The 21316-nt window shown below is 68.7% G+C and carries 16 protein-coding genes and 4 pseudogenes; 11 read left to right on the forward strand and 9 right to left on the reverse strand.

The genetic code is table 11. The features are described 5' to 3' along the window. Nucleotides 1-128 precede the first annotated feature (128 nt). The 3 genes from G4Q83_RS17095 to G4Q83_RS17105 all read left to right on the forward strand — a co-directional run bounded on the left by G4Q83_RS17095 (nucleotide 129) and on the right by G4Q83_RS17105 (nucleotide 3892). Entirely contained in the window at nucleotides 129-1331 is a 1203-nt protein-coding gene (locus G4Q83_RS17095; protein ID WP_128421706.1) for an amino acid aminotransferase, read from the forward strand. A 226-nt stretch (nucleotides 1332-1557) separates the two neighbouring features. Further along, nucleotides 1558-2574 (forward strand): class 1 fructose-bisphosphatase, encoded by a 1017-nt coding sequence (locus tag G4Q83_RS17100; RefSeq protein WP_128421707.1) that lies wholly within the window; start codon nucleotides 1558-1560, stop codon nucleotides 2572-2574. 184 nt (nucleotides 2575-2758) lie between these two features. After that, on the forward strand, nucleotides 2759-3892 hold the full coding sequence (locus tag G4Q83_RS17105; protein ID WP_128421708.1) for a PA0069 family radical SAM protein: 1134 nt from the start codon (nucleotides 2759-2761) through the stop codon (nucleotides 3890-3892). Nucleotides 3893-4124: 232 nt separating this feature from the next. Here the strand turns inward: G4Q83_RS17105 and G4Q83_RS17110 are convergent, their stop codons facing one another. Together G4Q83_RS17110 and G4Q83_RS17115 are read right to left on the reverse strand one after the other, a co-directional pair. Further along, a complete protein-coding gene (locus tag G4Q83_RS17110) occupies nucleotides 4125-4409 on the reverse strand; it encodes a hypothetical protein (RefSeq protein WP_146095472.1) in 285 nt (94 codons plus the stop codon). A gap of 169 nt (nucleotides 4410-4578) precedes the next feature. Further along, a pseudogene (locus G4Q83_RS17115) lies at nucleotides 4579-4869 on the reverse strand (IS5/IS1182 family transposase); the annotation flags it as partial. Between the two features lie 418 nt (nucleotides 4870-5287). On the opposite strand from G4Q83_RS17115, the gene G4Q83_RS24785 reads away from it, so the two are divergent. Beyond that, on the forward strand, nucleotides 5288-5581 hold the full coding sequence (locus tag G4Q83_RS24785) for a helix-turn-helix domain-containing protein (RefSeq protein ID WP_128422014.1): 294 nt from the start codon (nucleotides 5288-5290) through the stop codon (nucleotides 5579-5581). Further along, nucleotides 5470-5787 carry a transposase gene (locus G4Q83_RS24790; protein WP_425509775.1) on the forward strand — a complete coding sequence of 106 codons (318 nt, stop codon included), beginning with the start codon at nucleotides 5470-5472 and terminating at the stop codon, nucleotides 5785-5787. Before G4Q83_RS24785 ends, G4Q83_RS24790 begins: the two co-directional genes overlap by 112 nt. A gap of 7 nt (nucleotides 5788-5794) precedes the next feature. On the opposite strand, the pseudogene G4Q83_RS17125 reads toward G4Q83_RS24790, so the two are convergent. Further along, nucleotides 5795-6028, reverse strand: a pseudogene (locus G4Q83_RS17125) (transposase); the annotation flags it as partial. A gap of 78 nt (nucleotides 6029-6106) precedes the next feature. After that, nucleotides 6107-6870 (reverse strand): IS5 family transposase gene (locus G4Q83_RS17130; protein WP_246432140.1). Its coding sequence is split into 2 segments (ribosomal slippage): nucleotides 6107-6555 and nucleotides 6555-6870, totalling 765 coding nucleotides; the frame shifts between segments, so codons are not numbered across the junction. A 62-nt stretch (nucleotides 6871-6932) separates the two neighbouring features. On the opposite strand from G4Q83_RS17130, the gene G4Q83_RS17135 reads away from it, so the two are divergent. Beyond that, nucleotides 6933-7616, forward strand: coding sequence for a chymotrypsin family serine protease (locus G4Q83_RS17135; RefSeq protein ID WP_128419105.1), 684 nt, complete (start codon nucleotides 6933-6935; stop codon nucleotides 7614-7616). 147 nt (nucleotides 7617-7763) lie between these two features. On the opposite strand, the gene G4Q83_RS17140 is transcribed toward G4Q83_RS17135, so the two are convergent. Together G4Q83_RS17140 and G4Q83_RS17145 are read right to left on the reverse strand one after the other, a co-directional pair. Next, complete coding sequence (locus G4Q83_RS17140) at nucleotides 7764-10460, reverse strand: bifunctional acetate--CoA ligase family protein/GNAT family N-acetyltransferase (protein ID WP_128419104.1); 2697 nt, start codon at nucleotides 10458-10460, stop codon at nucleotides 7764-7766. Nucleotides 10461-10821: 361 nt separating this feature from the next. Beyond that, nucleotides 10822-11839: pseudogene (locus G4Q83_RS17145) on the reverse strand (IS256 family transposase); the annotation flags it as partial. A gap of 13 nt (nucleotides 11840-11852) precedes the next feature. On the opposite strand from G4Q83_RS17145, the gene bioC reads away from it, so the two are divergent. After that, the gene (bioC, locus tag G4Q83_RS17150; RefSeq protein ID WP_128419103.1) at nucleotides 11853-12743 is read left to right on the forward strand and encodes a malonyl-ACP O-methyltransferase BioC; all 891 of its coding nucleotides are present in this window, start codon (nucleotides 11853-11855) and stop codon (nucleotides 12741-12743) included. 975 nt (nucleotides 12744-13718) lie between these two features. Then, nucleotides 13719-13874 (forward strand): hypothetical protein, encoded by a 156-nt coding sequence (locus G4Q83_RS17155; protein WP_246432141.1) that lies wholly within the window; start codon nucleotides 13719-13721, stop codon nucleotides 13872-13874. Here G4Q83_RS17155 and G4Q83_RS17160 read toward each other — a convergent pair. Further along, nucleotides 13864-16038, reverse strand: coding sequence for a putative bifunctional diguanylate cyclase/phosphodiesterase (locus G4Q83_RS17160; protein WP_246432142.1), 2175 nt, complete (start codon nucleotides 16036-16038; stop codon nucleotides 13864-13866). The two genes, G4Q83_RS17155 and G4Q83_RS17160, sit on opposite strands and share 11 nt — an antisense overlap. 131 nt (nucleotides 16039-16169) lie before the next feature. Then, complete coding sequence (locus G4Q83_RS17165) at nucleotides 16170-16883, reverse strand: oxygenase MpaB family protein (protein WP_158254962.1); 714 nt, start codon at nucleotides 16881-16883, stop codon at nucleotides 16170-16172. A gap of 323 nt (nucleotides 16884-17206) precedes the next feature. On the opposite strand from G4Q83_RS17165, the gene G4Q83_RS17170 reads away from it, so the two are divergent. Then, entirely contained in the window at nucleotides 17207-17824 is a 618-nt protein-coding gene (locus G4Q83_RS17170) for a hypothetical protein (protein WP_128419102.1), read from the forward strand. Between the two features lie 115 nt (nucleotides 17825-17939). Here the strand turns inward: G4Q83_RS17170 and G4Q83_RS17175 are convergent, their stop codons facing one another. Continuing rightward, a complete protein-coding gene (locus tag G4Q83_RS17175; protein WP_211288257.1) occupies nucleotides 17940-18746 on the reverse strand; it encodes a cyclase family protein in 807 nt (268 codons plus the stop codon). Between the two features lie 256 nt (nucleotides 18747-19002). On the opposite strand from G4Q83_RS17175, the pseudogene G4Q83_RS17180 reads away from it, so the two are divergent. Next, nucleotides 19003-20166 (forward strand): annotated as a pseudogene (locus G4Q83_RS17180) (FAD-dependent oxidoreductase). Then, nucleotides 20167-21309, forward strand: a complete 1143-nt coding sequence (locus tag G4Q83_RS17185; RefSeq protein ID WP_128419101.1) for a glycosyltransferase family 4 protein — start codon at nucleotides 20167-20169, stop codon at nucleotides 21307-21309. The last annotated feature ends 7 nt before the right edge of the window (nucleotides 21310-21316 follow it).

A 21316-nucleotide genomic window follows, 5' to 3' on the forward strand; every position in this document is an offset into this window, starting at 1 on the left:
CCGCCGGGCGGCACGCGGCGCGGCGCAAAACCCCGCGCAAGACCTGCGTTTGCTAGGATGAGGCCTTTGACCGCGCCGGCTCCGGCCCCCTCCCGGCCCCCACCCTTCGTCAACGAACGAGTACCGCCGTGTCCTTCTTTGCAAACGTGGAACAGATCCCAGGCGACCCGATCCTGGGCCTGACCGAGGTCTACAACGCCGATTCCCGCCCGACCAAGGTCAACCTGGGCGTGGGCATCTATTACGACGAGAGCGGCCGCATTCCGCTGCTGCGCGCCGTGCAGCAGATCGAGCAGCAGCTGGCGCAGGACGCCAAGCCGCGCGGCTACCTGCCGATCGACGGCCTGCCGGCGTACGACCTGGCCACGCAGAAGCTGCTGTTCGGCGCCGACTCGCCGCTGCTGGCGGCCGGCCGCGTCGCCACCTCGCAGACCGTCGGCGGCAGCGGCGCGCTGCGCGTGGGCGCGGACCTGCTGAAAAAACTGCTGTCCAACGCGACCATCGCGATCAGCAACCCGAGCTGGGAGAACCACCGCGCGGTGTTCTCGGCCGCCGGTTTCGAGGTGGTCGACTACACCTACTTCGATGCCGCCACGCACGGCCTGAATTTCGACGGCATGCTCGCCGACCTGCACAAACTCGCGCCGGGCGCGGTGGTGCTGCTGCACGCCTGCTGTCACAACCCGACCGGCGCCGACCTGACCCGGGAGCAATGGCGCACGGTCGCCGCGCTGCTGAAGGAGCGCCAGCTGTTCCCGTTCGTCGACATCGCCTACCAGGGCTTCGACAAGGGCATCGACGCCGACGCCTACGCGGTGCGCTTGCTGGCCGAGGCCGGCGTGGACAGCTACGTGGTCGCCAGCTCGTACTCCAAGTCGTTCTCGCTGTATGGCGAGCGCGTCGGCGCGCTGTCGGTGGTCTCGGCCACCGCGGCCGAGAGCAAGGCGGTGCAGTCGCAGGTCAAGCGCATCATCCGCACGATCTACTCCAGCCCGTCCACCCACGGCGCCGCACTGGTGGCCGGCGTGCTGAACAGCCCCGAGCTGCGCGCGATGTGGGAGCAGGAACTGACCGAGATGCGCGAGCGCATCCACGCGCTGCGCGCCGGCATGGTGCAGAAACTGGCCGCGCTCGGCGCGCCGGAGTTCGGCTTCATCCAGCAGCAGGCGGGCATGTTCTCCTACTCGGGCCTGAGCAAGGCGCAGGTGGACCGGCTGCGCGAGGAATTCGGCATCTACGCGGTCGGCACCGGCCGCATCTGCGTGGCCGCGCTGAGCCGGAACAACCTGGACTACGTGACCCGGGCCGTGGCCGCGGTACACAAGGGCTGATCGCGCGCAGTGGTGCGACACATCACCGGAAGCGCATGCGCTTCCGGCTTTTTTATGCGCGTGTGACAGCCTGCCGCCGGTGCCTGCGGCGGTCCCGTGCCATCGCGCACGGCGCGCGCCGACCGCCAATCTCCCTGCGTGCGGCGCGATTGCGCGTCCGCTAATCGAAATCTCATGCAACAGCCGCGACAATAGGCGCCTCCCCCACCAAAGGCTGCCTGCGCCCATGTCGCGAACCTCGCTGACCCGCTTCCTGATCGAAGAACAGCACGCCGGCCGTATCGGGCCGGAACTGCGCCAGCTCATCACCATCGTGTCGCGCGCCTGCAAGCGCATCTCCATCGCAGTCAGCAAGGGCGCGCTGGGCGGCGTGCTCGGCGATGCCGGCACCGGCAACGTGCAGGGCGAGGCGCAGAAGAAGCTGGACGTGCTCAGCAACGACATCCTGCTCGAAGCCAACGCCTGGGGCGGGCACCTGGCCGCCTGCGCGTCGGAAGAGATGGACCACAGCCAGCCGGTCCCCGACAAGTATCCCAGCGGCGACTTCCTGCTGCTGTTCGATCCGCTGGACGGCAGCTCCAACATCGACGTCAACGTCTCCGTCGGCACCATCTTCTCGGTGCTGCGCGCCCCGCCCGGCGCCGACAAGCCCGGCGACGAACACTTCCTGCAGCCCGGTACCGCCCAGGTCGCTGCCGGCTACTGCATCTACGGCCCCAGCACCATGCTGGTGCTGACCCTGGGCCACGGCACCCACGCCTTCACCCTCGAACGCGAGGAGGGCAGTTTCCTGCTGACCCAAGCCGACATGCGCATTCCCGAGGACACTGCCGAATTCGCGATCAACATGTCCAACCAGCGCCACTGGGAAGCGCCAATGCAACACTACGTCGCCGACCTGCTCGCCGGCAGCGAGGGCGCCCGCGGCAAGAACTTCAACATGCGCTGGATCGCGAGCATGGTCGCCGACGTGCACCGCATCCTCACCCGCGGCGGCATCTTCATCTACCCCTGGGACCAGAAGGATCCAGGCAGGGCCGGCAAGCTGCGCCTGATGTACGAAGCCAACCCGATGGGCCTGCTGGTCGAGCAGGCCGGCGGCGCCGCCAGCACCGGCCGCGCGCGCATTCTCGCCATCCAGCCCGACCAGCTGCACCAACGCGTGTCGGTGTTCCTGGGTTCCAGGAACGAAGTGGCCGAGGCAGTGCGCTATCACGCGGAGCATGTCGGGGCGCGAGGCTGAGTTCGGCCGCCGGCGGCGCGACGGCTTGCGGGCTTCCGTGACACGGGCATACGAGAAACGCGAGAGTCGGCACATGACGCCGCCTGTTAGCAGGGGTTCACCCCCATTTCACGGACGGCCTACTTGCTGCTCAGCTTCATTGAGAGCGATTGCAACACGCGTCGTTAGCACTAATACTAACGGCATGTGGAAGAAAAGCGACCCTGTAGAGGCAACCGATGATCTGGCCGGCCGAGATGTCCGAAGCGCGCGGACGGCCATCAAAGGCCGAGGTACGACGTCGTACGTGCCTGGTCGATTTGCAGTTACCACTTCAGTCGAGGTAGATGACGGCTGGGGTTCTTTGGAACCAGATGCTGAGTCCCCCAGCCGGCCCAAAACCGTTGTGAAGGAGGAGAATGCGAGAAGCATCATCAGCCACAACAGTTCACCGGACGTGGGATTCTCCCATTCTGTGAACCCCTATAAGGGCTGTGAGCATGGATGTGTTTATTGCTTCGCCCGGCCCTCGCACGCTTATCTGGATCTGTCGCCGGGCTTGGATTTTGAAACGCGGATCTTCGCAAAGTCCAACGCTGCGGCGTTGCTGCGCGCTGAGATTGCGCGCCCCTCATATGCATGCTCGCCTATCGCACTTGGCATCAACACCGACGCCTATCAGCCCGCCGAGCGGCGTCATTGCATTTCGCGAGCATGCCTGGAGGTCCTAGCCGATGCGCGGCATCCGGTCAGCTTTGTCACCAAGGCGGCGCTAATAGAGCGCGACATCGACATACTGACTAGGCTGGCGCAGCGCAATCTAGTGTCCGTGCACTTCTCAGTGACGACGCTGGACAATCGTTTGGCGGCGAAGATGGAACCCCGCGCAGCTGCACCGCATGCGCGGCTGCGCGCGATGCGGGCACTGCACGAGGCCGGCATTCCGGTGGGCGTGCTGGTGGCGCCGGTGGTCCCGATGATCAGCGACAGGAAGCTTGAGCATATCCTGGAAGCAGCCAGGGAGCACGGCGCGCGCTCCGCAGGATATGTCCTGTTACGCTTGCCGCACGAGCTGACCCAGCTGTGGCGCGAATGGCTTGAGTTGCACTACCCGGACCGGGCCAAGCACGTCATGAGCCTTATCCAGCAGATGCGCGGCGGCAAGGACTACGACAGCAGCTTCGGCAAACGCATGGTTGGCGAAGGCCCATTCGCGCAGCTCATCGCGCAGCGATTCGCATCCGCATACCGCCGCCTTGGATTCGGCAGGATGCCGAAGCTAGACACCAGCCAGTTCCGCCCGCCTCGGCCGGAGACCCCGCAGATGGAACTCTTCTGATCGGCGCAGCTCAGTGTCAGCGGAGAACCTGGTGCAGAGCCTTGGACCGGCCGGCGCTTTCCAGCGCCCTTTCATGCCTAATTGTGCGGCGCGAGTGAAGGCACAAAGGCGATGGCCCACACAGCGATAAGTGCTCCCGCGATTACTGACCTACTGAATACTTAAAACTCAAAAAACAGAGCATATAACGTTTATCCCAGTGCAACACCAATATGTCGGCTACGAACTATTTTCAGATCGTAGATCCGACGAATTCCTCCATGTCCCATGAATGATCGACGTAGTCGACAATGCGGCCGCCGCCCTTGCCCGGCCTTGGCCGAGAAACTAGCGGGGCCGCGCTTACTCGCATCGCGGGAGAAACGCTGCAAGTCACGTAGCACGTCACGATTTGGATGCCTAGGCCGACAATCCGTGGTGGCGTCATAATCAAAAATTTCGGCTCTTCGCTCTCTTGCGAAAATTTCTGGAAAGCTTGTCGTACGGTGGCATCATTCATAAAGGAACCGATGCCCACGGCACGACTGCCGATTTCCGATTCCCCCTAGCCTGCCATCCAAGATGGCGTTCAGGTGCATGGACATCTCTTGCACAAACTGCTGGTCGGCAAGTAAGACGATGGCCTTGCCATGGGGATATCGAAGGTAATCGTCCACGATCGATTGCGCTCGTTGCTCTAAGAGCGGCTAACAAAACTCTGAAAGAAGCCGCAGGCAGCTGATGGAGCAAGCAAGCCACAGCCCTGCAAGATGGATATCGATCCTGCGCTCGAAGCGAATGTGCAGCTTGCCCATCGCGGCGAACCAGGCATGGGTGCGATCGAGCACCCAGCGCTGGCGTCCCAGCCCGTCGTTGCGCGCGATGCGCGCGGTGATGCCGCGGTGCTTGAGATGGCTGCGGCAGCGGTCGATGTTATCGGCCGTGTCGGCGTGCCACTTGCCTGGCCAACGCCGTGCACGCCCGGCCTTGCCAGCGACGTGACTGGCCGGCAGTAGTCAGATCACCCTACTAATCTTACTGCGTCATTAAATCGGCAGGTACGGAGGATTTTTTCGGGTTCTTCACCCAACCGAGTGGAAAGGCGCACGGCCGACCGTCAGCATTAGTGTCGTTGTCGAGGCAACAAAATGGCGATCGGCCGTGGCCGCCGGGGAGGGTATTGCGCCGTTGGGTGGCGGGGAGGGGAATGGGGTGTCGGGTTGGCGGTAGGAGCAGCCGGGTAACGGCCGTGGGTGGATCCTGGATCTGGTGCCACAGGCCGATGCCGCGCGTCGTTGCTCGGGCTGCCACGAGGTGGTCAGCGCGATCCACGATTGCAGCGTGCGTGGTCTCCGCGACCTGCCGGTGTTCGAGCATGCGGTGGAATGACGGGTACCGCGGTGGCGCCTGGCCTGCATGGGCGGCGGGCCGCGTTCGGAGCGCCTGGATTGGCTGGATCGGCACGCCGGCCCGACGCGCCGGCTGGCCGACAACGTGGCGCGGCTGTGCACGGCGACCTCGACCGTGCAGGCGGCGCGTTGGGTCGGGCTGGCCTGGACGCACTGCTGGCAGCCAACCGCGCCTTGCTGGCGGTCTACCTGCTCAAGGACGACCTCAAGCAGCGATGGCGCTGCCGCAGCCAGGCGTGGGCGCGCAAGATCTGGAAGAGCTGGAAACCTCGTGTCCTGCGCAGCGGCCTGGAGCCACTGAAGGTCTTCGTCGGCCGGCTGGAGCCGTACCTGCTGGGCATCCTGGCGCACTGTCGCTGGCCTCTGGGCACCCATCTGGTCGAGGGCGTCCACAACAAGATCAAGGTCATCAAGCGCATCGCCTATGGCCACCGCGATGATCACTCCTTCTTCCTGAATCACTCCTTCTTCCTGAAGATCAGGGCGGCCTTCCCCGGACTTGGGTGAAGAACCATTTTTTGAGCGCCCGCTCCAGCAGGCTCATTCCTTCATCGTCTGGCTCGCTCCACTTGGCCAAGTACGCGTGCACCGTACGCCACTGCGGAAAGTCGCTGGGCAAGGGCATCCGGTGCGTAACAGGTAAAGCACGGCGCACCACACCTCATAACAGGTCTACGCGGCGGGGCCTGGTGCGCTTGCGCGCCTGTTCCAGGATCGGAAGGATCCGTTCGAAACGGTCACGGCTCATGTCGCTTGGATACTGTCTTTTGGGTATCAGCAAAGTCTGCAGTGATCTGGAAAGATCATGAGCAGATTCTAGGGCCTGTTAACACATCCGAAGCCCATCAACGACCAGGACGAAGCTGAGGAATCCAAGGAACATGGCATCCAGCTTCTCGAAGCGCGAGAAAATCCGGCGGTAGCCTTTCAGGCGACGGAACAGTCTCTCCACTTCGTTGCGCCGCTTGTACATCTCCCGGTTGTATTCCCAAGGCTCGACCCGATTGGATTTCGGCGGGACCACCGGCACGAAGCCAAGATCGAGCGCCAACTGGCGGGTTTGGTTGCCTTCGTAGGCACGGTCCATCAACAAATGAATCGGCCGCTCCACTGGCCCCAGGTGTTCAAGCAACGTGCGGCCTGCAGGTGCGTCATGCACGTTACCAGGCGTCAATCCAAAGGTGATGGCTGTTCGAGCATCTGCGGCAACCATATGAATCTTGGTATTCCATCCACCGCGGGACTTGCCGACGGCCTGCGGACCGTTTTTTTTAATGCGCCCGTGCCATCGGGATGCACCTTGATGCTGGTGGAGTCCAGCGAGATTGCTTCGATTTTGATGCGCACGATCTGGGACTTCTGCAATTGGACCAACATCCGGTCCAGCACACCCGCCTTGGCCCAGCGGTTCATGCGTGTGTACACCGTGTGCCAGTTGCCAAAGCGCTTGGGCAGGCCGCGCCATTTGCAGCCATGCTCGGCAACGTAAAGGATGGCGTTGACCACTTGCAGGTTGGTCATGCTGACATTGCCGCGCTGTGCCGGCAGGCAGTGTTCGATTAGGGAAAATTGTGCTGGCGTGATCTCCATGCCCGATAGTTTAAACGCTCGGGCCATTAGTGTTAACAGGCCCTAAGCAGCAACCTCCATCCGTGCTGGACGCATCGCCTGCGGCAGGCGCCGCGGCAGACGCACCTCACGTGCTTGCTGGCTCGCAGATTCTCAACCTCGGCACAAGAAACCAGTGCACAGGCGGCCTCATCGTGCGCAACAAGGCGACCGCCCAGTGGGGCATCATCGCCGCCGCACATTGCGGGAAGAACCTGCCTTACGGCGATTGGTCCGACAAAGAAAGCGGCCAGCAGGTCACGGCGAAGCTGACAGATGGCAATCAAATTTTCGGCGCCGAACATGATCCTGCATGGCACTCTTTCCTGTTAGCGGAATACCGGCCTCTCGGCGAAATAGTCGCGCGCCACACATGCTTCTATTGCGGAGTTGCCATCACCCACACCGCCATCGTTGCCGCCGCTGATGATCTCTGTCACCGTGGGCTGCAGACTGGACGGTCGTGCGGCATCGTATCGAGTAACGCCTATAAATTCGGCAAGGATGATTGCAACGGGAAAGTCTGCAATCCCAGAGCCTACCAAGTGGCGGTTGACGAGGAGATTGCGTGTTTTCTCGGCGATAGCGGCGGCCCGGCGCCTTATGGAAACGCTGCGATCGGGATCGTCAAGGCCGCGGCTTTTGCCGGTGCGGTGCCCGGCAAGTGCGGGGCTTTGGCGTTCAGCGCCATCGGCAAGACCGGCGATCTCGCGCTGGGATTGTACTGAACGCCGGCAACGGCGATGCAGGCCACGGCGATGCATATACAAAAGCGCTCCGGGCCGACCGCCACCGCCATGGCAGCGGCCGGTTCGGCCCCACGCCCCGGGCGTGCTGCCGCAACATGCGTCACGCCGTTCGAGGCGTCTACATCCTCACCCCTTCCCCACCGACAGCACCACGTTCATCAGCGTAGCGTCGTCCGGATCCGGGATGGCCTTGAAGCCCAGTTGCGCGCACATCGCCAGCATGGTGCGGTTCTCGCGCAGGACCTGGCCCTCGACCACGTTGAGGCCGAGCCAGCCGGCGTACTCGATCATGATCCGCATCAGCTGCCAGCCGATGCCGTGGCCCTTGAGGTCGGAGCGGATCAGGATGCCGTATTCGCCGCGGTCGTAGTCGGCGTCGGCATGCAGGCGCACCGCACCGAGCATGTCGCTGGTCTTCGGTTCGATCGCCACCAGGGCGATCGAGCGGGCGTAGTCGAGCTGGGTCAGGCGGGCGATGAATTCGTGGTTGAAATGCTTGACCGCCTGGAAGAAGCGCAGGCGCAGGTCCTCGTCGGTGACGCGGGCGAAGAAGCTGCGGAACAAGGCATCGTCCTCCGGACGCACCGGGCGCACGAAGGCGGTGGCGCCGTCGCTGAGCGCGATGCGCCGTTCCCATTGCTTGGGATACGGGAAGATGGCGAAGCGCGGATGGCCGCGGCCCTTGTGCAGGCGCCGCGGCGGCGCCACCGCCACGCGCGCGTCCACCGCGATCGCCCCTTCACGGTCGGCCAGCAGCGGGTTGATGTCCAGCTCGCGGATCTCCGGCAGGTCCGCGGCCAGCTGCGCCAGCTTGACCAGCACCATCGCCACCGCGCGCTCGTCGGCCGCGGGCACGTCGCGGTAGGCCTTGAGGATGCGGCTGACGCGGGTGCGGCCGATCAATTCGTGGGCCAGGCGCAGGTCCAGCGGCGGCAGCGCCAGCGCCTTGTCGTCGATCACCTCCACCGCGGTGCCGCCGCGGCCGAACACGATCACCGGGCCGAAGGTGGGATCGTCGGCGATGCCGGCGATCAGTTCGCGCGCCTTGGTCCGCAGCAGCGTGGGCTGTACCAGCACGCCATCGATGTGCGCGTCCGGGCGCGCGGCGCGGGCGCGGGCGAGGATGCCGGCGGCGGCGTCCTGCACCGCCCCCGCGCTGACCAGGTTTAGGCGCACCCCGTCCACGTCGGACTTGTGCGGGATGTCGGCCGAATGGATCTTCACCGCGACCGCCAGGCCCTCGGCCAGCATCGGCGCGGCCGCGCGCGCGGCCTCGGCGGCGCTGGCGGCGTGGACCACCGGGGCGGTGGGAATGCCGTAGGCGGCGAGCAGCCCAGTGGCGGCCAATGGGTCGAGCCAGGTCTGGCCGGCGGCCAGCGCGGCGTCGACAATACCGCGCGCGGCGGCCGCGTCGAACGCGAAATCCGCCGGCAGGCTGGGCGGAGTCTCCATCAGCGCCGCCTGCGCTTCGCGGTAGCGCACCAGGTGCATGAAGCCGCGCACCGCGTCGGCCTCGGTGGCGTAGGTGGGAATGCGCGCGGCGTTGAGCGCGGCGGTGGCGCTTTCGTCGTTGCCGAGCCAGACCGCGAACACCGGCTTGTCGCGGTGGTGGCGCGGACGCAGGCCGAGCGCGCGGGTCAGCGCTTGCGCCGCATCGGCCGATGAGGTGAATGCGGTCGGCACGTTGACCACCAGCACCGCGTCGTTCTCCGAGTCGGCCAGCAACGCTTCGGCGGCAGCGGCGTAGCGCTCGCCGTCGGCGTCGACCACGATGTCCACCGGATTGGCGTGCGACCACTCCTGCGGCAGCGCCTGCTCCAGGCGTTGCAGGGTCTGTGGCGACAGTGCGGCCAGGGTGCCGCCGAGATCGGCCAGCCTGTCCACCGCCAGGCGGCCGACGCCGCCGCCGTTGCTGAGGATGGCCAGGCGCCGGCCGGGGAAGGTGCCGAGCCGGCCCAGGGTCTCGGCCGCGGCGAACAGCTCGTCCAGCGCGCGCACGCGCAGCAGGCCAGCGCGGGCGAAGGCCGCGCCGTAGACCGCATCGGAACCGGCCAGCGCCTGCACGTGGGTGTCGGCAGCGGGATCGATGCGCAGCTGGCGCCCTGACTTCACCACCACGACGGGTTTGGCGCGCGCCGCGGCGCGCGCGGCGGACATGAACTTGCGCGCGTCGCGGATGTGTTCGACGTACAGCAGGATCGCGCGGGTGCGGTGGTCGGTGGCGAAATGGTCGAGCAGATCGCCGAAGTCCACGTCCAGCGCATCGCCCAGCGAGACCACTGCGGAAAAGCCGACCGACCGCGCCACGCCCCACTCCACCAAGGCGGCGGCGATGGCGCTGGATTCGGAGATCAGCGCCAGGTCGCCGGGCTGCGGGCAGTGCGCGGCGATGCTGGCGTTGAGCCTGGCGTGCGGGGCGATCACGCCCAGGCAATGCGGGCCGAGGATGCGCAGGCCCTTGGCGCGTGCCGCCGCCTCGACCCGCGCCGCCGCCGAGCCGGCGCCGGCGCCGAGCCCGGCGGTGAGGATGATCGCCGCAGCCGCGCCGCGCCGCGCGGCGATGGCGACGATGCGCGGCACGATCCGCGCCGGCGCGGTGACGACCACCAGGTCCGGGACCCACGGCAGGTCGGTGAGCCGGCGCACGGTCGGCACGCCGTCGATCTGGCGATAGCGCGGGCTGACCCAACCGATCCGTCCGGGGAAGCCCGCTGCGCGCAGGTTGCGCACCACCGCGCGCCCGGCCGAACGCTCGCGCGGACTGCCGCCGACGATGGCGACCGAGGCGGGGCGGAACACGGACTGTAGGTGGTAGGTGCTCATGGCGGGGCGGGGCGGGCAAGCGGGTCCGGTAACGGTACACGGACGGTGCTGGCGGGGGATGATCGGAGCGGCGGCGATGCGCAGGATGGTGGCGAGCGTGGGATGCGTTTGCGGGCGTGGGACCCTGCCGCGGCTGATGGCCCGAGGCCGCCCAGAGCCCCCTCCCACAGTGCACCCGCCAGCCAATCGCCGGCCCCCTGGAGCGGTTTCAACCGCGACGAGCGCAACCGCGAGCGTTCCGGCTTCGGGTGCCGTCGGGGCTGCCGCCCCGCCGACAGGGCACCCGCCAGCGGCACGACGCAGACGTGCCTGCCTGCATTCCCTCGGTGGGTCTGTCAACGGAACTGTGTAAGCGGGATTTTCATAGCGCATGCAGCGGCGCACGCTCTTGGCCGAACATCACCTGAAAGCTCTGCAACGCAGGCCTCCAATGATGGATCGCTTTCCAATTCTTCGAGGCTACGCCGATCGCCAGCAATAGCGACTTAGCGCCGACTCGTCAATTGGAAAAATGCGCCGAATACGTGTGTATTTGCGCATCGCCATGTTCAGCGACTCAATCGCGTTGGTCGTGCCAATAACCTTGCCGATCTCCGGCAAGAACTGGAAGAACGGGATGATGTTGGCCCGGTCCTCGCGCCACAAGCGCACCACCGCCTTGTATTTACCACCCCGATCGACCGCCAAGGCATCCATCTCCCGGTTCGCTTCCTCGGCCGTGGCAGAGGTGTATACGCGCCGCAGTGCGACCACCACCGCCTTGCCGTCCCTGGCCGCCGCATAGCTAAACTGGCTCGCACCAAGTGCACGATGCACAACGCAGTCAGCGGCTTCGGGAACACGGCATTGACCGCCTCAGGCAGCCCTTTCAAGCCATCCATGCTGGCCACATGCACGTCCTGCACACCGCGCTGGCGCAACTCAGTCAACACCGATAGCCAGCACTTGGCGCCTTCGCTGTCGGCCAACCACAGGCCCAGCACTTCCCTCTCCCCGCGCAAGTTTACCAGCACCACATGTGGCGATTCGTTCACCACCTGTTTGTTGTGCTGCACTTTCACCACGATCCCGTCCAGCCACATCAGCGGATCAATTGCTTCCAGCGGCCGGGTTTGCCATGCCCGCGCTTCGTCAAGCACCGCACCGGTGACCTGTGCGATCAACGCATGAGAGATCGTCACTCCAGACAAATCCATCAGCGCCGACGCAATGTCCCGTGTCGTCATTCCCTTGGCGTACAAGGCCAACATCTCCGCTTCCATTCCCACCAGTCGCACCTGCCGCTTCTGCGCCAATTGCGGCTCAACGCTGCCGTCACGGTCGCGCGGTGTCTCGAGCTGCAGTTGGCCCCGCGCGCTTTGCACCCGTGCGCGGGGGCGCGATAATGCGCCGATGGATCCTGCCTCGTTCGACGCCAACCACATCCGCCGCGCGTTCTCCCGCGCCGCCGCCGGCTACGCCGCCGCCGCGGCCCTGCAGCACGAGGTCGAGAAGCGCCTGCTCGAATCGCTGGACTATCTCGGTGAACGCATCCCGCAGGTGGTGCTGGACGTGGGCAGCGGCCCGGCGCACGCCGCCGCGACGATGAAGAAGCGCTGGCCGCGCGCGCAGGTGATCGCGCTCGACCAGGCGCTGCCGATGCTGCACCAGGCCAAGCGCCAGGCCGGCTGGTGGAAGTCGTTCGGCCGCGTCTGCGCCGACGCGCGCGCGCTGCCGCTGGCCGAACGCAGCGTCGATGTGATCTTCAGCAACCTGTGCCTGCAGTGGGTCGAGGACCTGCCCTCGGTGTTCGCCGGTTTCCGCCGCGTGCTGCGGCCCGGCGGCCTGCTACTGTGCTCCAGCTTCGGCCCGGACACGCTGGTCGAACTGCGCGAGGCGTTCGCGCAGGCCGACCGCCAAACGCCGCACGTGAACCACTTCGCGCCGATCGCGCAGTTCGGCGATGCGCTGATGCTGTCCGGCTTCCGCGACCCGGTGCTGGACCGCGACCTGTTCACGCTCACCTACCCCGACCTCGCCGCGCTGATGCGCGAATTACGCGCGATCGGCGCGACCAACGCCCTGCGCGCGCGCCGCCATACCCTGACCGGCCGCGGCCGCTTCGCCGCGGCCAACGCCGCCTACGAGCCATTGCGCAATGCCGACGGCATGCTGCCCAGCAGCTGGGAAGTGATCTACGCCCATGCCTGGGCGCCGCCACCGGGCACGCCGATCCGCGAGGGCGGCAGCGAGATCGCCGCCGTGCCGGTGTCGGCGATCCCGATCCGCCGCCGCGGCGCCTGAGCCAGCGCATTTTCGATGCCGATGCTGCCAGCCGATGGCGCCACGTGTAAGCGGCTTCAGCCGCGACCGGGGTTTTACCGGGACCTGATTCCCCCCATCACGCATCCAACGCTGCGAGCCGATAGGGCCGCGGTGGAGGGCGGCGCAGATCGATCGTGGGACCCAGGCCGCCAGGTCCACGCGTCGGTTGAAGCGATGGCAGAACGCGTTCAGGTAGCGCTGTAGGGACTTCGGGGGCAAGGCGTGATGGCGCCATGCCAGGCATTCTGGATGGTGCCCAGCAGGGCGTCGACCCGGATGAGCGCCGGCTCTGTTGGCAGCGGCCGGCCCCGGTCGAGGATGGCGGTATGGTGGCATCCGGCCAGGGCCACGCCTGGAAGCAGCTCAGGCCATCGGAAACGACTCCACTGCCGGGTGCCCCAGAGCGGCTGGCCCAGCAGGCCAGTCGGCCTTGCGAAGACCGGCCGCTGCCTCCCGGCGCATGGCCAGGGATGTCCCTGCGGGGAGCACGGAACGGCAGCCACGAACCGGGTCTTGCCCGGGCTGCCACGGCCTGCCCCGCCCCCTGCCGCTCTCCACCCCCCAAGGCGTCGTCCCGTTGCACATACCCGCTCAACGGATGGCAGCAGGCTTCGCGTTCGACCCTGGCCTGCATCCAGTTGTGTTTGATCAGCCTGGCGGTGTCCTCGCCCGCTCCGAGCTGCCGGCGCAGCGCCAGGGCCGGGATGCCGTTCCCGTGCTGGCTGAGCGAGTAGATCGCCAGGAACCAGCTGCGCAACGGCGACGTGGCATCGGCGAACAAGGTGCCGCGCGTCGAGCAGGCCTGCTGTTGGCAGCGATTGCATTGGAGCAGGTCGCGCGCCAGCGCTGCTGTTGCCGGGCGCCGATCCGCTGGCAGTACGCTGGGCGCCGGCGTGGGCGGCGCGCTGGCTGGTGTGACCGCTGCTGCGCAAAGTCGGCGAGCAGGACCGGCACATGCTGGCGCTGCAGTCGCGCAACCAGCAGCGCTTCCCCGGCGCGCGCGCCGCCTCGACCGCGCTGGATCTGGTGCGCGCGCCGCTGCGCCGCTACTGGGATGGCGCGCCGTTGCCGGACGCCGGCGCGCAACACGGCATCGAGCTCATGTCGTGAGCGCGGCGCGTGGATCGAGCGTGCCGATCACCTGCGCCAGCGGCGCCGGCCGCCCGAGCAGGTAGCCCTGCACGTGGTCGCACCCGTGCGTGCGCAGCCACTGCAATTGCGCCTGGGTCTCCACGCCCTCGGCCACCACCTGCAGGCCGAGGCGGTGGCCCAGGGTCAGCAACGCCTCGCAGATCGAGGCGTTGCGCGCATCGCTGTGCACGTCGGCGACGAAGCTGCGGTCGATCTTCATCGCGTCCAGCGGCAGGTCGCGCAGGTGCGCCATGCTGGAGAAGCCGGTGCCGAAGTCGTCCAGCGCCACGCGCACGCCCCGCGCGCGCAACTGCCGCAGCACGTCCAGCGCCTGCTGCGGCTGCCGCATCAGGCTGCTTTCGGTCAGTTCCAGGCACAGGCCGTCGGCGCCCACGCCGGCATCGGCACAGGCCTGCTCCAGTTCCGCGACCAGGTCGCCGTCGAAGAACTGCAACGCCGATACGTTCACCGCCACCGGCAGCCCGGCCCAGCCGTGCAGGGCCAGCTGGCGCCGCGCCTGCGCCGCGGCGCGCATCAGCCAGCGCCCCAGCGGCAGGATCAGCCCGGTGTCCTCGCACAGTTGGATGAATTGGTCCGGGGCGATGAAGCTGCCGTCCGCCTGCGGCCAGCGGATCAGCGCCTTGAGCAGGCGCGGCGCGCCGTCGGCGAGGCGCACGATCGGCTGGAAGTACAACTGGAATTCCTGCCGCGCGAGCGCCTGGTGGATGCGCCCGGCCAGGCGCAGACGCTCGCCGATGCGCGCGGACATGCCACGCTCGAAGCGGGCGACGCTGCGGCCGTCGGCCTGCGCCGCGTGCGCGGCCTGCGCGGCGCTGCCGATGACCGCGTCGGCGCCGCTGGCGTCCTGCGGGTACAGCGCCACGCCGACATGCGCGTGCAGCTGCTGGCTGAAGCCGCCGCCGTGCACCGGCGCGGACACCGCATCGAGCAAGGCCTGCAATGCCTGCGGCAACTGCCGTGGATCCAACACCGCCAGCACGAAGTCCTGCGACGGTTGGTGCGCGGTCAGCCCGAAACGCGCGCCGAGCGCGCGCAGCCGCGCGGCCAGCGCGCAGCGCACTGCGTCGCCGGCGGCGCGGCCCAGCGTATCGCCGATCAGCGCCAGACCGCGCAGCTGCACGTAGACCACCGCATAGTCCGCCTGCGGCCGCGCGTCCAGCTCCTCGGCCAGCGCGCGCGGATTGAGCAGGCCGGTGGCGACGTCGTGGCTGGCGCGCAACGCCAACGCGCGCTCGTCGGCCACCCGCTGGCCGACGTCCTCGGCCAGGATCAGCCGTGCCGCGATGCCGCCGAACGCCAGGTCGGCGCTGTGGATCCGCACCGACAGCAGGCTGCCATCCTTGCGCCGGTGGGTCCAGACGCTCGGCTCGTCGAACCCGTCGCGCGGCTTGCGCACGTCCTGCAGCAGCCGCTCGGCGTCGCTGGGCGGACGCAGGTCGAGCAGGGTCATGCCCAGGAACTCGTCGCGGCTATAGCCGTACTGGCGGATCGCGGCCTGGTTCACCTCCAGGAACCGCAGGCTGTCCACTGCGAACAGCCAGTACGGCAGCGGATTGCGCTCGAACACCAGCCGGAACTGGCGCTCGGCGTCGAGCAACCGCGCCTCCGCCTCCTCGCTCCGGTGCAGCCGGTCCAGCACCCGCCGCTGGCGGTGCTCGGCGCGGCGCAGGCGGCCCAGCAGGTAGGTGAACCCGGCCAGGGACAGCAGGCAGACCGCGGCCGCGCCCATGGCCGGCCACCGCCAGGCCGACGGCACCGCGCGTACCGCCGCGGCGGCGACCGCCGGCATGGCGAAGACATGCCCGCCACTGACCGCCAGCCGCCGCGGCCCGATGCGGCCGTGGTGCGCGTTGCCCAACGACGCGCTGCCCGGCGGCGGGCCGCGCCGCACGCCCGGCAGCCACCGCAACGGGAGGCCGAAGGCGCCGCCAGCGGGGCAGCCGGCGGCCGGGCGGTGGTCGGCGCGGTCCTGCGCCAGCGCACAGGCCGGCGCGCAGGCCAGCATCGCCGCCAGCGCCATGCCCGAGACCAGGATCGCGCGCAGCGGCGCCCGCAACGCCTGCCGCAGGCGCTGCGTGGAACCGCCCTCGCGCGTTTTGTCGGTGAAGAAACAGGGCTGCATCGGTGTTGCATAAAGCGGCCTGGGCGGCGCGATCTTGACCGACGGCCGATACAGCGCCGACGGCATGGCGGTTTTCCGCCGCATGGTTCAGCCTGCGCCGCGACCGTCTCCGGCGCCGCACCGCGGCCCGGTCAGTCGGGCCAATGCGCCAGCCGCTGCGGGGCGATGCCGACCCGCCGGCAGGCGCGGTGCGCGACGCCGCCGCCGCGCGACGCGCGGAACAGCGGCGCCAGCCGCTGCCGGACCCGCGACGCCGCCGTTGCGTGTGCCCGCTGCCGGCGCCCGCGCCCCAGCATCGCGTCCGCCCATGGCGGCGGCAGCGCCGCACCGGCGCCGAGCAACAACACGCGCAACAGGCCCGGCGTCGGCACCGGCAGGCGCAGGCCGGCCAGCACCGCGAGCACCGCGCGCGCGCGTCCATCCGCAACTGCGGCCGCACCTGCGCGAAGTACGCCAGCACCTCGCGCTCGCAGGCCGCCGGCACCGGCCGTGCGCCCAAGGCCTCGGCCACGCGCCGCGCCGTAGTAGCGATCGGCGATGGTCGCCGGCGCCGCGCGGCAATAGCGGCGGTCGCCCTGCAGGAAGCCATAGGCCTCGGTGACGTGCACCCAGGTCGGCAGCGCCGGATCGTCGGCGGCATAGGCGTGGTCATCGGGCGTGTGGCCGCGGACCCGCGCGTGGATCGCGGTCACGCGCTGGATCAGGCGTTGCGCCTCGGCCAGCGGGGCGTAGCGGGTGGCGGCAACGAACTGGGTGGTGCGGCGCAGGCGTCCGACCAGGTCCTGGCGGAAGTTGGAGTGGTCGTAGACCCCGGCCAACGCCAGCGGGTGCAGGGTCTGCAGCAACCGCGCGCACAGCCCGCCGGGGAACTCGGCATGGATGCACCAGGTGACGCTGTCCGCGCCGAACAGGCAGGCGTCGCCGTGCGGCCGGTCGTAGTCGATGCCACTGTGGCCGCCCGGGTAGGCGCCAGCACCCAGCGGCGGAGCTGGGCAGAGGCAGGTGCGGCGAGCGTACGCAGCATGGCGGTCATCGCGCCATGGCAGCGGGCGGCGCGCCCCGCATGTGCGACTGCAGCATGCCGATGCAGGACGTTGTGCTAGAAAGGAGCTGCCGCAAGATCGTCAACGACACCGTCGTCCGTCATCGCATCTGCGAGGAGCCTGTCATGATCGCTTTGTTCAAGGGGTTGGGGTTGCTGCTGGAGGACAACGCGCTGCATCAGCGCGCGTTCCCCGAACAGGTCGCGCACTGGCAGCACAAGAGCGAATCCGAGTTGCGCGCCGAAGTGGCGCTGCTGGCCAAGGCCAAGCAGCAATGGCTGGTGGCCTCGATCATCGGCTGGCAGGCGATGTCGCTGATCATCCTGGGGGTCGTCACCAACCAGCTCTGGCAACACGACTATCACGTGACCTTCTCGCGCATCGTCATCGTGTTCAGTTCGTGGGTGGCGATCCTGTTCGTGATCTGGTTCATCGCCAACATGTTCGACCGCACCGCCGGCTTCGAGCGCTGGCTCACTGCCTTCAACAGCCGCGAACCGCTGTCCGCCGATGCCGACACGGTGGAATGCGTCGCCGATGCACTGAACATGGCGCGCAAGTATCCTGAGATCCTCGACTACAAGCGCGAGGTGGTCGCCAACCGCGAACTGCGCCACGAGGACATCCGCATCATGCGCGAGATGGGCCGCATCCGCCTGCACGCCGAACTTGTGGCCGCGCTGACCCAATTCGAGGGCCTGCCGCCCGGCGGCCAGAACGGCGTGCTCCGCGTCGCTGGCTGAGGCGGCGCCAGGCCGCACGGACCGGACCGGGCCGGCGCTGCAACCGCGGGCAGGCCGCCGCGCGGGCAGCGCCGGATCGACGGGGCGACTCCCCCGACGCCGGCGGCGCGACGGGTCAGGCGTCGAGCAGCGCGACCGCGCGGGTCCAGCCGGCGGAGGCACGGCGGATCTTGACCGGAAAGCAGCACACGCGGAAGCCGTGCGCCGGCAGCGTCTCCAGGTTGCGCAGCTTTTCCATGTGGCAATAGCCGGTATGCATGCCGGCGCGGTGGCCTTCCCAGATCAGGCTGGCGTCGCCGCTTTGTGCATAGCGGCGCGCGGTATGGCTGAACGGTGCGTCCCAGCTCCACGCGTCGGTGCCGGTGACCCGCACGCCGCGTTCGAGCAGGTACAGGGTGGCCTCACGGCCGATGCCGCAACCGCTGTCCACATAGGCCGGCTCGCCGTAGCGGGCCGCGGCAGCGGTGTTGACCAGCACGATGTCCAGCGGCCGCAGTACGTGGCCGATGCGCGCCAGTTCCGCCTCCACCTCGGCCGCGCCGACCACGTGGCCATCGGGCAGGTGGCGGAAATCGAGTTTGACCCCGGGGCGCAGGCACCAGTCCAGCGGCACTTCGTCGATGGTCATCGCCGGCGCGCCGCCGTCCATCGTCGAGTGGTAGTGGTACGGCGCGTCCATGTGGGTGCCGTTGTGCGTGGTCAGGCGCAGTTCCTCGATCGCCCAGCCTTCGCCGCCGGGCAGGTCGGCGGTGCCCAGCCCGGGGAAGAACGCGGCCATTTGCGGCGCGGTCTGGTGGTGCCCGTGATAGGTGATCTGCGGTTCCATCACCGGCGGATCGGACGGGACATCGTTCTCGATCGCCATCGACAGGTCGACGATGCGCGGCGGCGCGGCGGAAGCGGCAGCAAGCGGGCTGGTCACCGAAACGAACTCCTGCGGACGTCGCCGCATGCATGGGGTGGCCCCACGGTAGGCGGCGCGCGCGGCACAGGCAACGCCGAAACCGACTCGGCGCTGAAGCCGGACCAGGGCATGCGCCGCCGCGCGGCGCGCACCGCCTGTGATGGCAATCGCACTGCCGCGCCACATGCGCGTCCGCGCGCCGCGACGGCAGCGGACGACGGCGCAAGTGCACGCGCTCGCTTAGACTCTAGCCGGTCACGATCGGGAGCCCGCCATGCATCGACGACACTTCCTGCGCAGCGGTGCGCTGGTCGCCGCCGCGCGCGGCTCTGCTGCACTGCCGCTGGCGCCCGCACCCCGCGCCGCATTCGCCGCCGCGGCAACGGCAGCGCTGGCGCCGATCCGCGCCAGCGCCGACCGCATCGTGGCCCTGTATGCCTGTACGCGCCCGTTCCGCGCACAGGGGCCGCGCATCGAGGCCGAGCGCAGCGGCCGCAAGACGCTGATCCACAACTGCGGCCATGGCGGGCAGCGGCTGGTCGCTGTCGTGAGGATCGACGGCGATCGCCACGCAGTTGGCGCGCGCCACCGGCCAGGCGCAGCAGGCGGTGATCGGTTGCGACGCGATCGGCCTGACCACCGCGCTGGTCGCACAGCGCGCCGGGTTGCGCGTGCGCGTCTGCGCCAGGGAGCGGCCGCCGGCGGTGCGCTCCTCGTTCGCCACCGGGCTGTGGTCGCCGGATTGGCGCGTATGCACCAGCGCCTATGCCACGCCGGCGTTCGCGCGGCGCCGGGAACGGATGGCGCGCAGTTCGTTCGGCATCTACCAGAACCTGCTCGGCCTGCCCGGCGACCCGATCGAGTGGCGCGACGGCGACGTGCTGTCCGATGTGCCGTTCGACCGGCCCACCGCGCATGGCGCGGACGGCGGGCCCGACTATCGGCCGCTGGAAGCGCGGCGCCTGCCGACCTGCACCCGCGCGCGCAGCCGACGGCGCCGGGCCGGCATCCGTTCCCGGTGCAGCACGTGCGCCGCCGCTACACGCAACTGGCGTTCAACATCCGCGCCTACGCGCGGCTGCTGATGGACGATTTCCTGGCCGCCGGCGGCGAGTTCGCGACACACGACTTCGAAAGCCCGCGCCAGTTCGCCGAGCTGCGCGAGAAGACCCTGGTCGACGCCACCGGCTACGGCGCGCGCGCCCTGCTCGGCAACGACAGCCTGGCGCCGGTGCGTGGGCAGACCGCGCGGCTAGTGCCGCAGCCGGAGGCGATCTACGGGCTGGCCTACCGCGGCCATAACCTCGACGTGGTGCCGCGCCGCGACGGCATCCTGGTGCAGGCGCAGGCCGATGGCGACTTCGGCAATCCCAACGCCACGCCCGACCGAGCCGCCTCGGAAACGGCGGTGGCGCGGCTGGCCGCCCTGTTCGCCTAGGTGAGGATCATCCTGGCCACCGAATCGATCCGGCATCCGCTGACCGGGGTCGGCCGCTATACGCAGGAACTGGCCAGGCAGTTGGCCGCGCTGCCGCAGATCACCTCGCTGCGTTTCCTGCATGGCGCTCGCCTGTGCGAACGCCTGCCCGACCCCGTGGCGGCGCCGGCGGTGGTGCCGTGGCTGCGCGACCGCCTGTCGCGGGTCCACGCCGCCGCCGATGCCTACCGGCATCTGCACAACCTGGCCAGGGCGAGGGCGCTGCGCGGCGAGGGCGCGGCGCTGTTGCATGGCTGCAACTACTACCTGCCCGCCTTCGACGGTCCCAGCGTCGCCACTTTCCACGACATCTCGATCTACCGCTGGGCCGAATGCCACCGCGCCGACCGCGTGCGCTACATGCGCAAGGAACTGGCCCTGTCGCTGCGCCGCGCGCGGCTGATCCTCACCGTCTCCGAGTTCTCGCGGCGCGAGATCGCCGACCGGTTCGATTGGCCGCTGGCGCGCATCCGCGCCGTCCCGCTGGCCGCCAGTGCCGCGTTCCGCCCGCACGCCGCGGCGGAGTTGGCCGCGCCGCTGCACGCGCTGGGCCTGCACCACGACGGCTACGGCCTGTTCCTGGGCACCATCGAGCCGCGCAAGAACCTGGAGACGCTGCTGCGCGCCTACGCCGAGTTGCCCATGGCGCTGCGCGCGCGCTGGCCGCTGGCGGTGGCCGGCCATCCGGGCTGGCACAGCGCCGGCCTGCATGCGCGCATGCGCCGGGCCGAACAGGCCGGCTGGCTGCGTTACCTGGGCTATGTTGAGGAAGCGCGCCTGCCGGCGCTGGTCGCCGGCGCGCGGCTGTTCGCGTTCCCGTCGCTGTACGAAGGCTTCGGCCTGCCGGTGCTGGAGGCGATGGCCAGCGGCACCCCGGTGCTGTGCTCGGATGCGGCGGCGCTGCCCGAGGTCGCCGGCGCTGCCGCCGCGCTGTTCGCCCCCCGCGACGTGGATGCGCTGGCCGCGCTGCTCGCGCGCGGCCTGGAGGATGCGCCGTGGCGGGCCGCATTGGCCGCGGCCGGGCGCCGCCGCGCAGCGCAGTTCGGCTGGCGGCGCTGCGCGGAACTCACCGCCGACGCCTACCGCGACGCATGGTCCGCGTGAGCCGGGC

It is taken from the genome of Xanthomonas theicola (assembly GCF_014236795.1).
Classification (GTDB): domain Bacteria; phylum Pseudomonadota; class Gammaproteobacteria; order Xanthomonadales; family Xanthomonadaceae; genus Xanthomonas_A; species Xanthomonas_A theicola.

Excerpts from the sequence above, each read along its gene's own strand:
- G4Q83_RS17100 (WP_128421707.1), top strand. The coding sequence starts at position 1,558 with ATGTCGCGAACCTCGCTGACCCGCTTCCTGATCGAAGAACAGCACGCC.
- G4Q83_RS17105 (WP_128421708.1), top strand. The coding sequence starts at position 2,759 with ATGTGGAAGAAAAGCGACCCTGTAGAGGCAACCGATGATCTGGCCGGC.
- G4Q83_RS24785 (WP_128422014.1), top strand. The coding sequence starts at position 5,288 with ATGGGCGGCGGGCCGCGTTCGGAGCGCCTGGATTGGCTGGATCGGCAC.
- G4Q83_RS17140 (WP_128419104.1), bottom strand. The coding sequence starts at position 10,460 with ATGAGCACCTACCACCTACAGTCCGTGTTCCGCCCCGCCTCGGTCGCC.
- bioC (WP_128419103.1), top strand. The coding sequence starts at position 11,853 with ATGGATCCTGCCTCGTTCGACGCCAACCACATCCGCCGCGCGTTCTCC.
- G4Q83_RS17155 (WP_246432141.1), top strand. The coding sequence starts at position 13,719 with ATGCTGGCGCTGCAGTCGCGCAACCAGCAGCGCTTCCCCGGCGCGCGC.
- G4Q83_RS17160 (WP_246432142.1), bottom strand. The coding sequence starts at position 16,038 with ATGCAGCCCTGTTTCTTCACCGACAAAACGCGCGAGGGCGGTTCCACG.
- G4Q83_RS17170 (WP_128419102.1), top strand. The coding sequence starts at position 17,207 with ATGATCGCTTTGTTCAAGGGGTTGGGGTTGCTGCTGGAGGACAACGCG.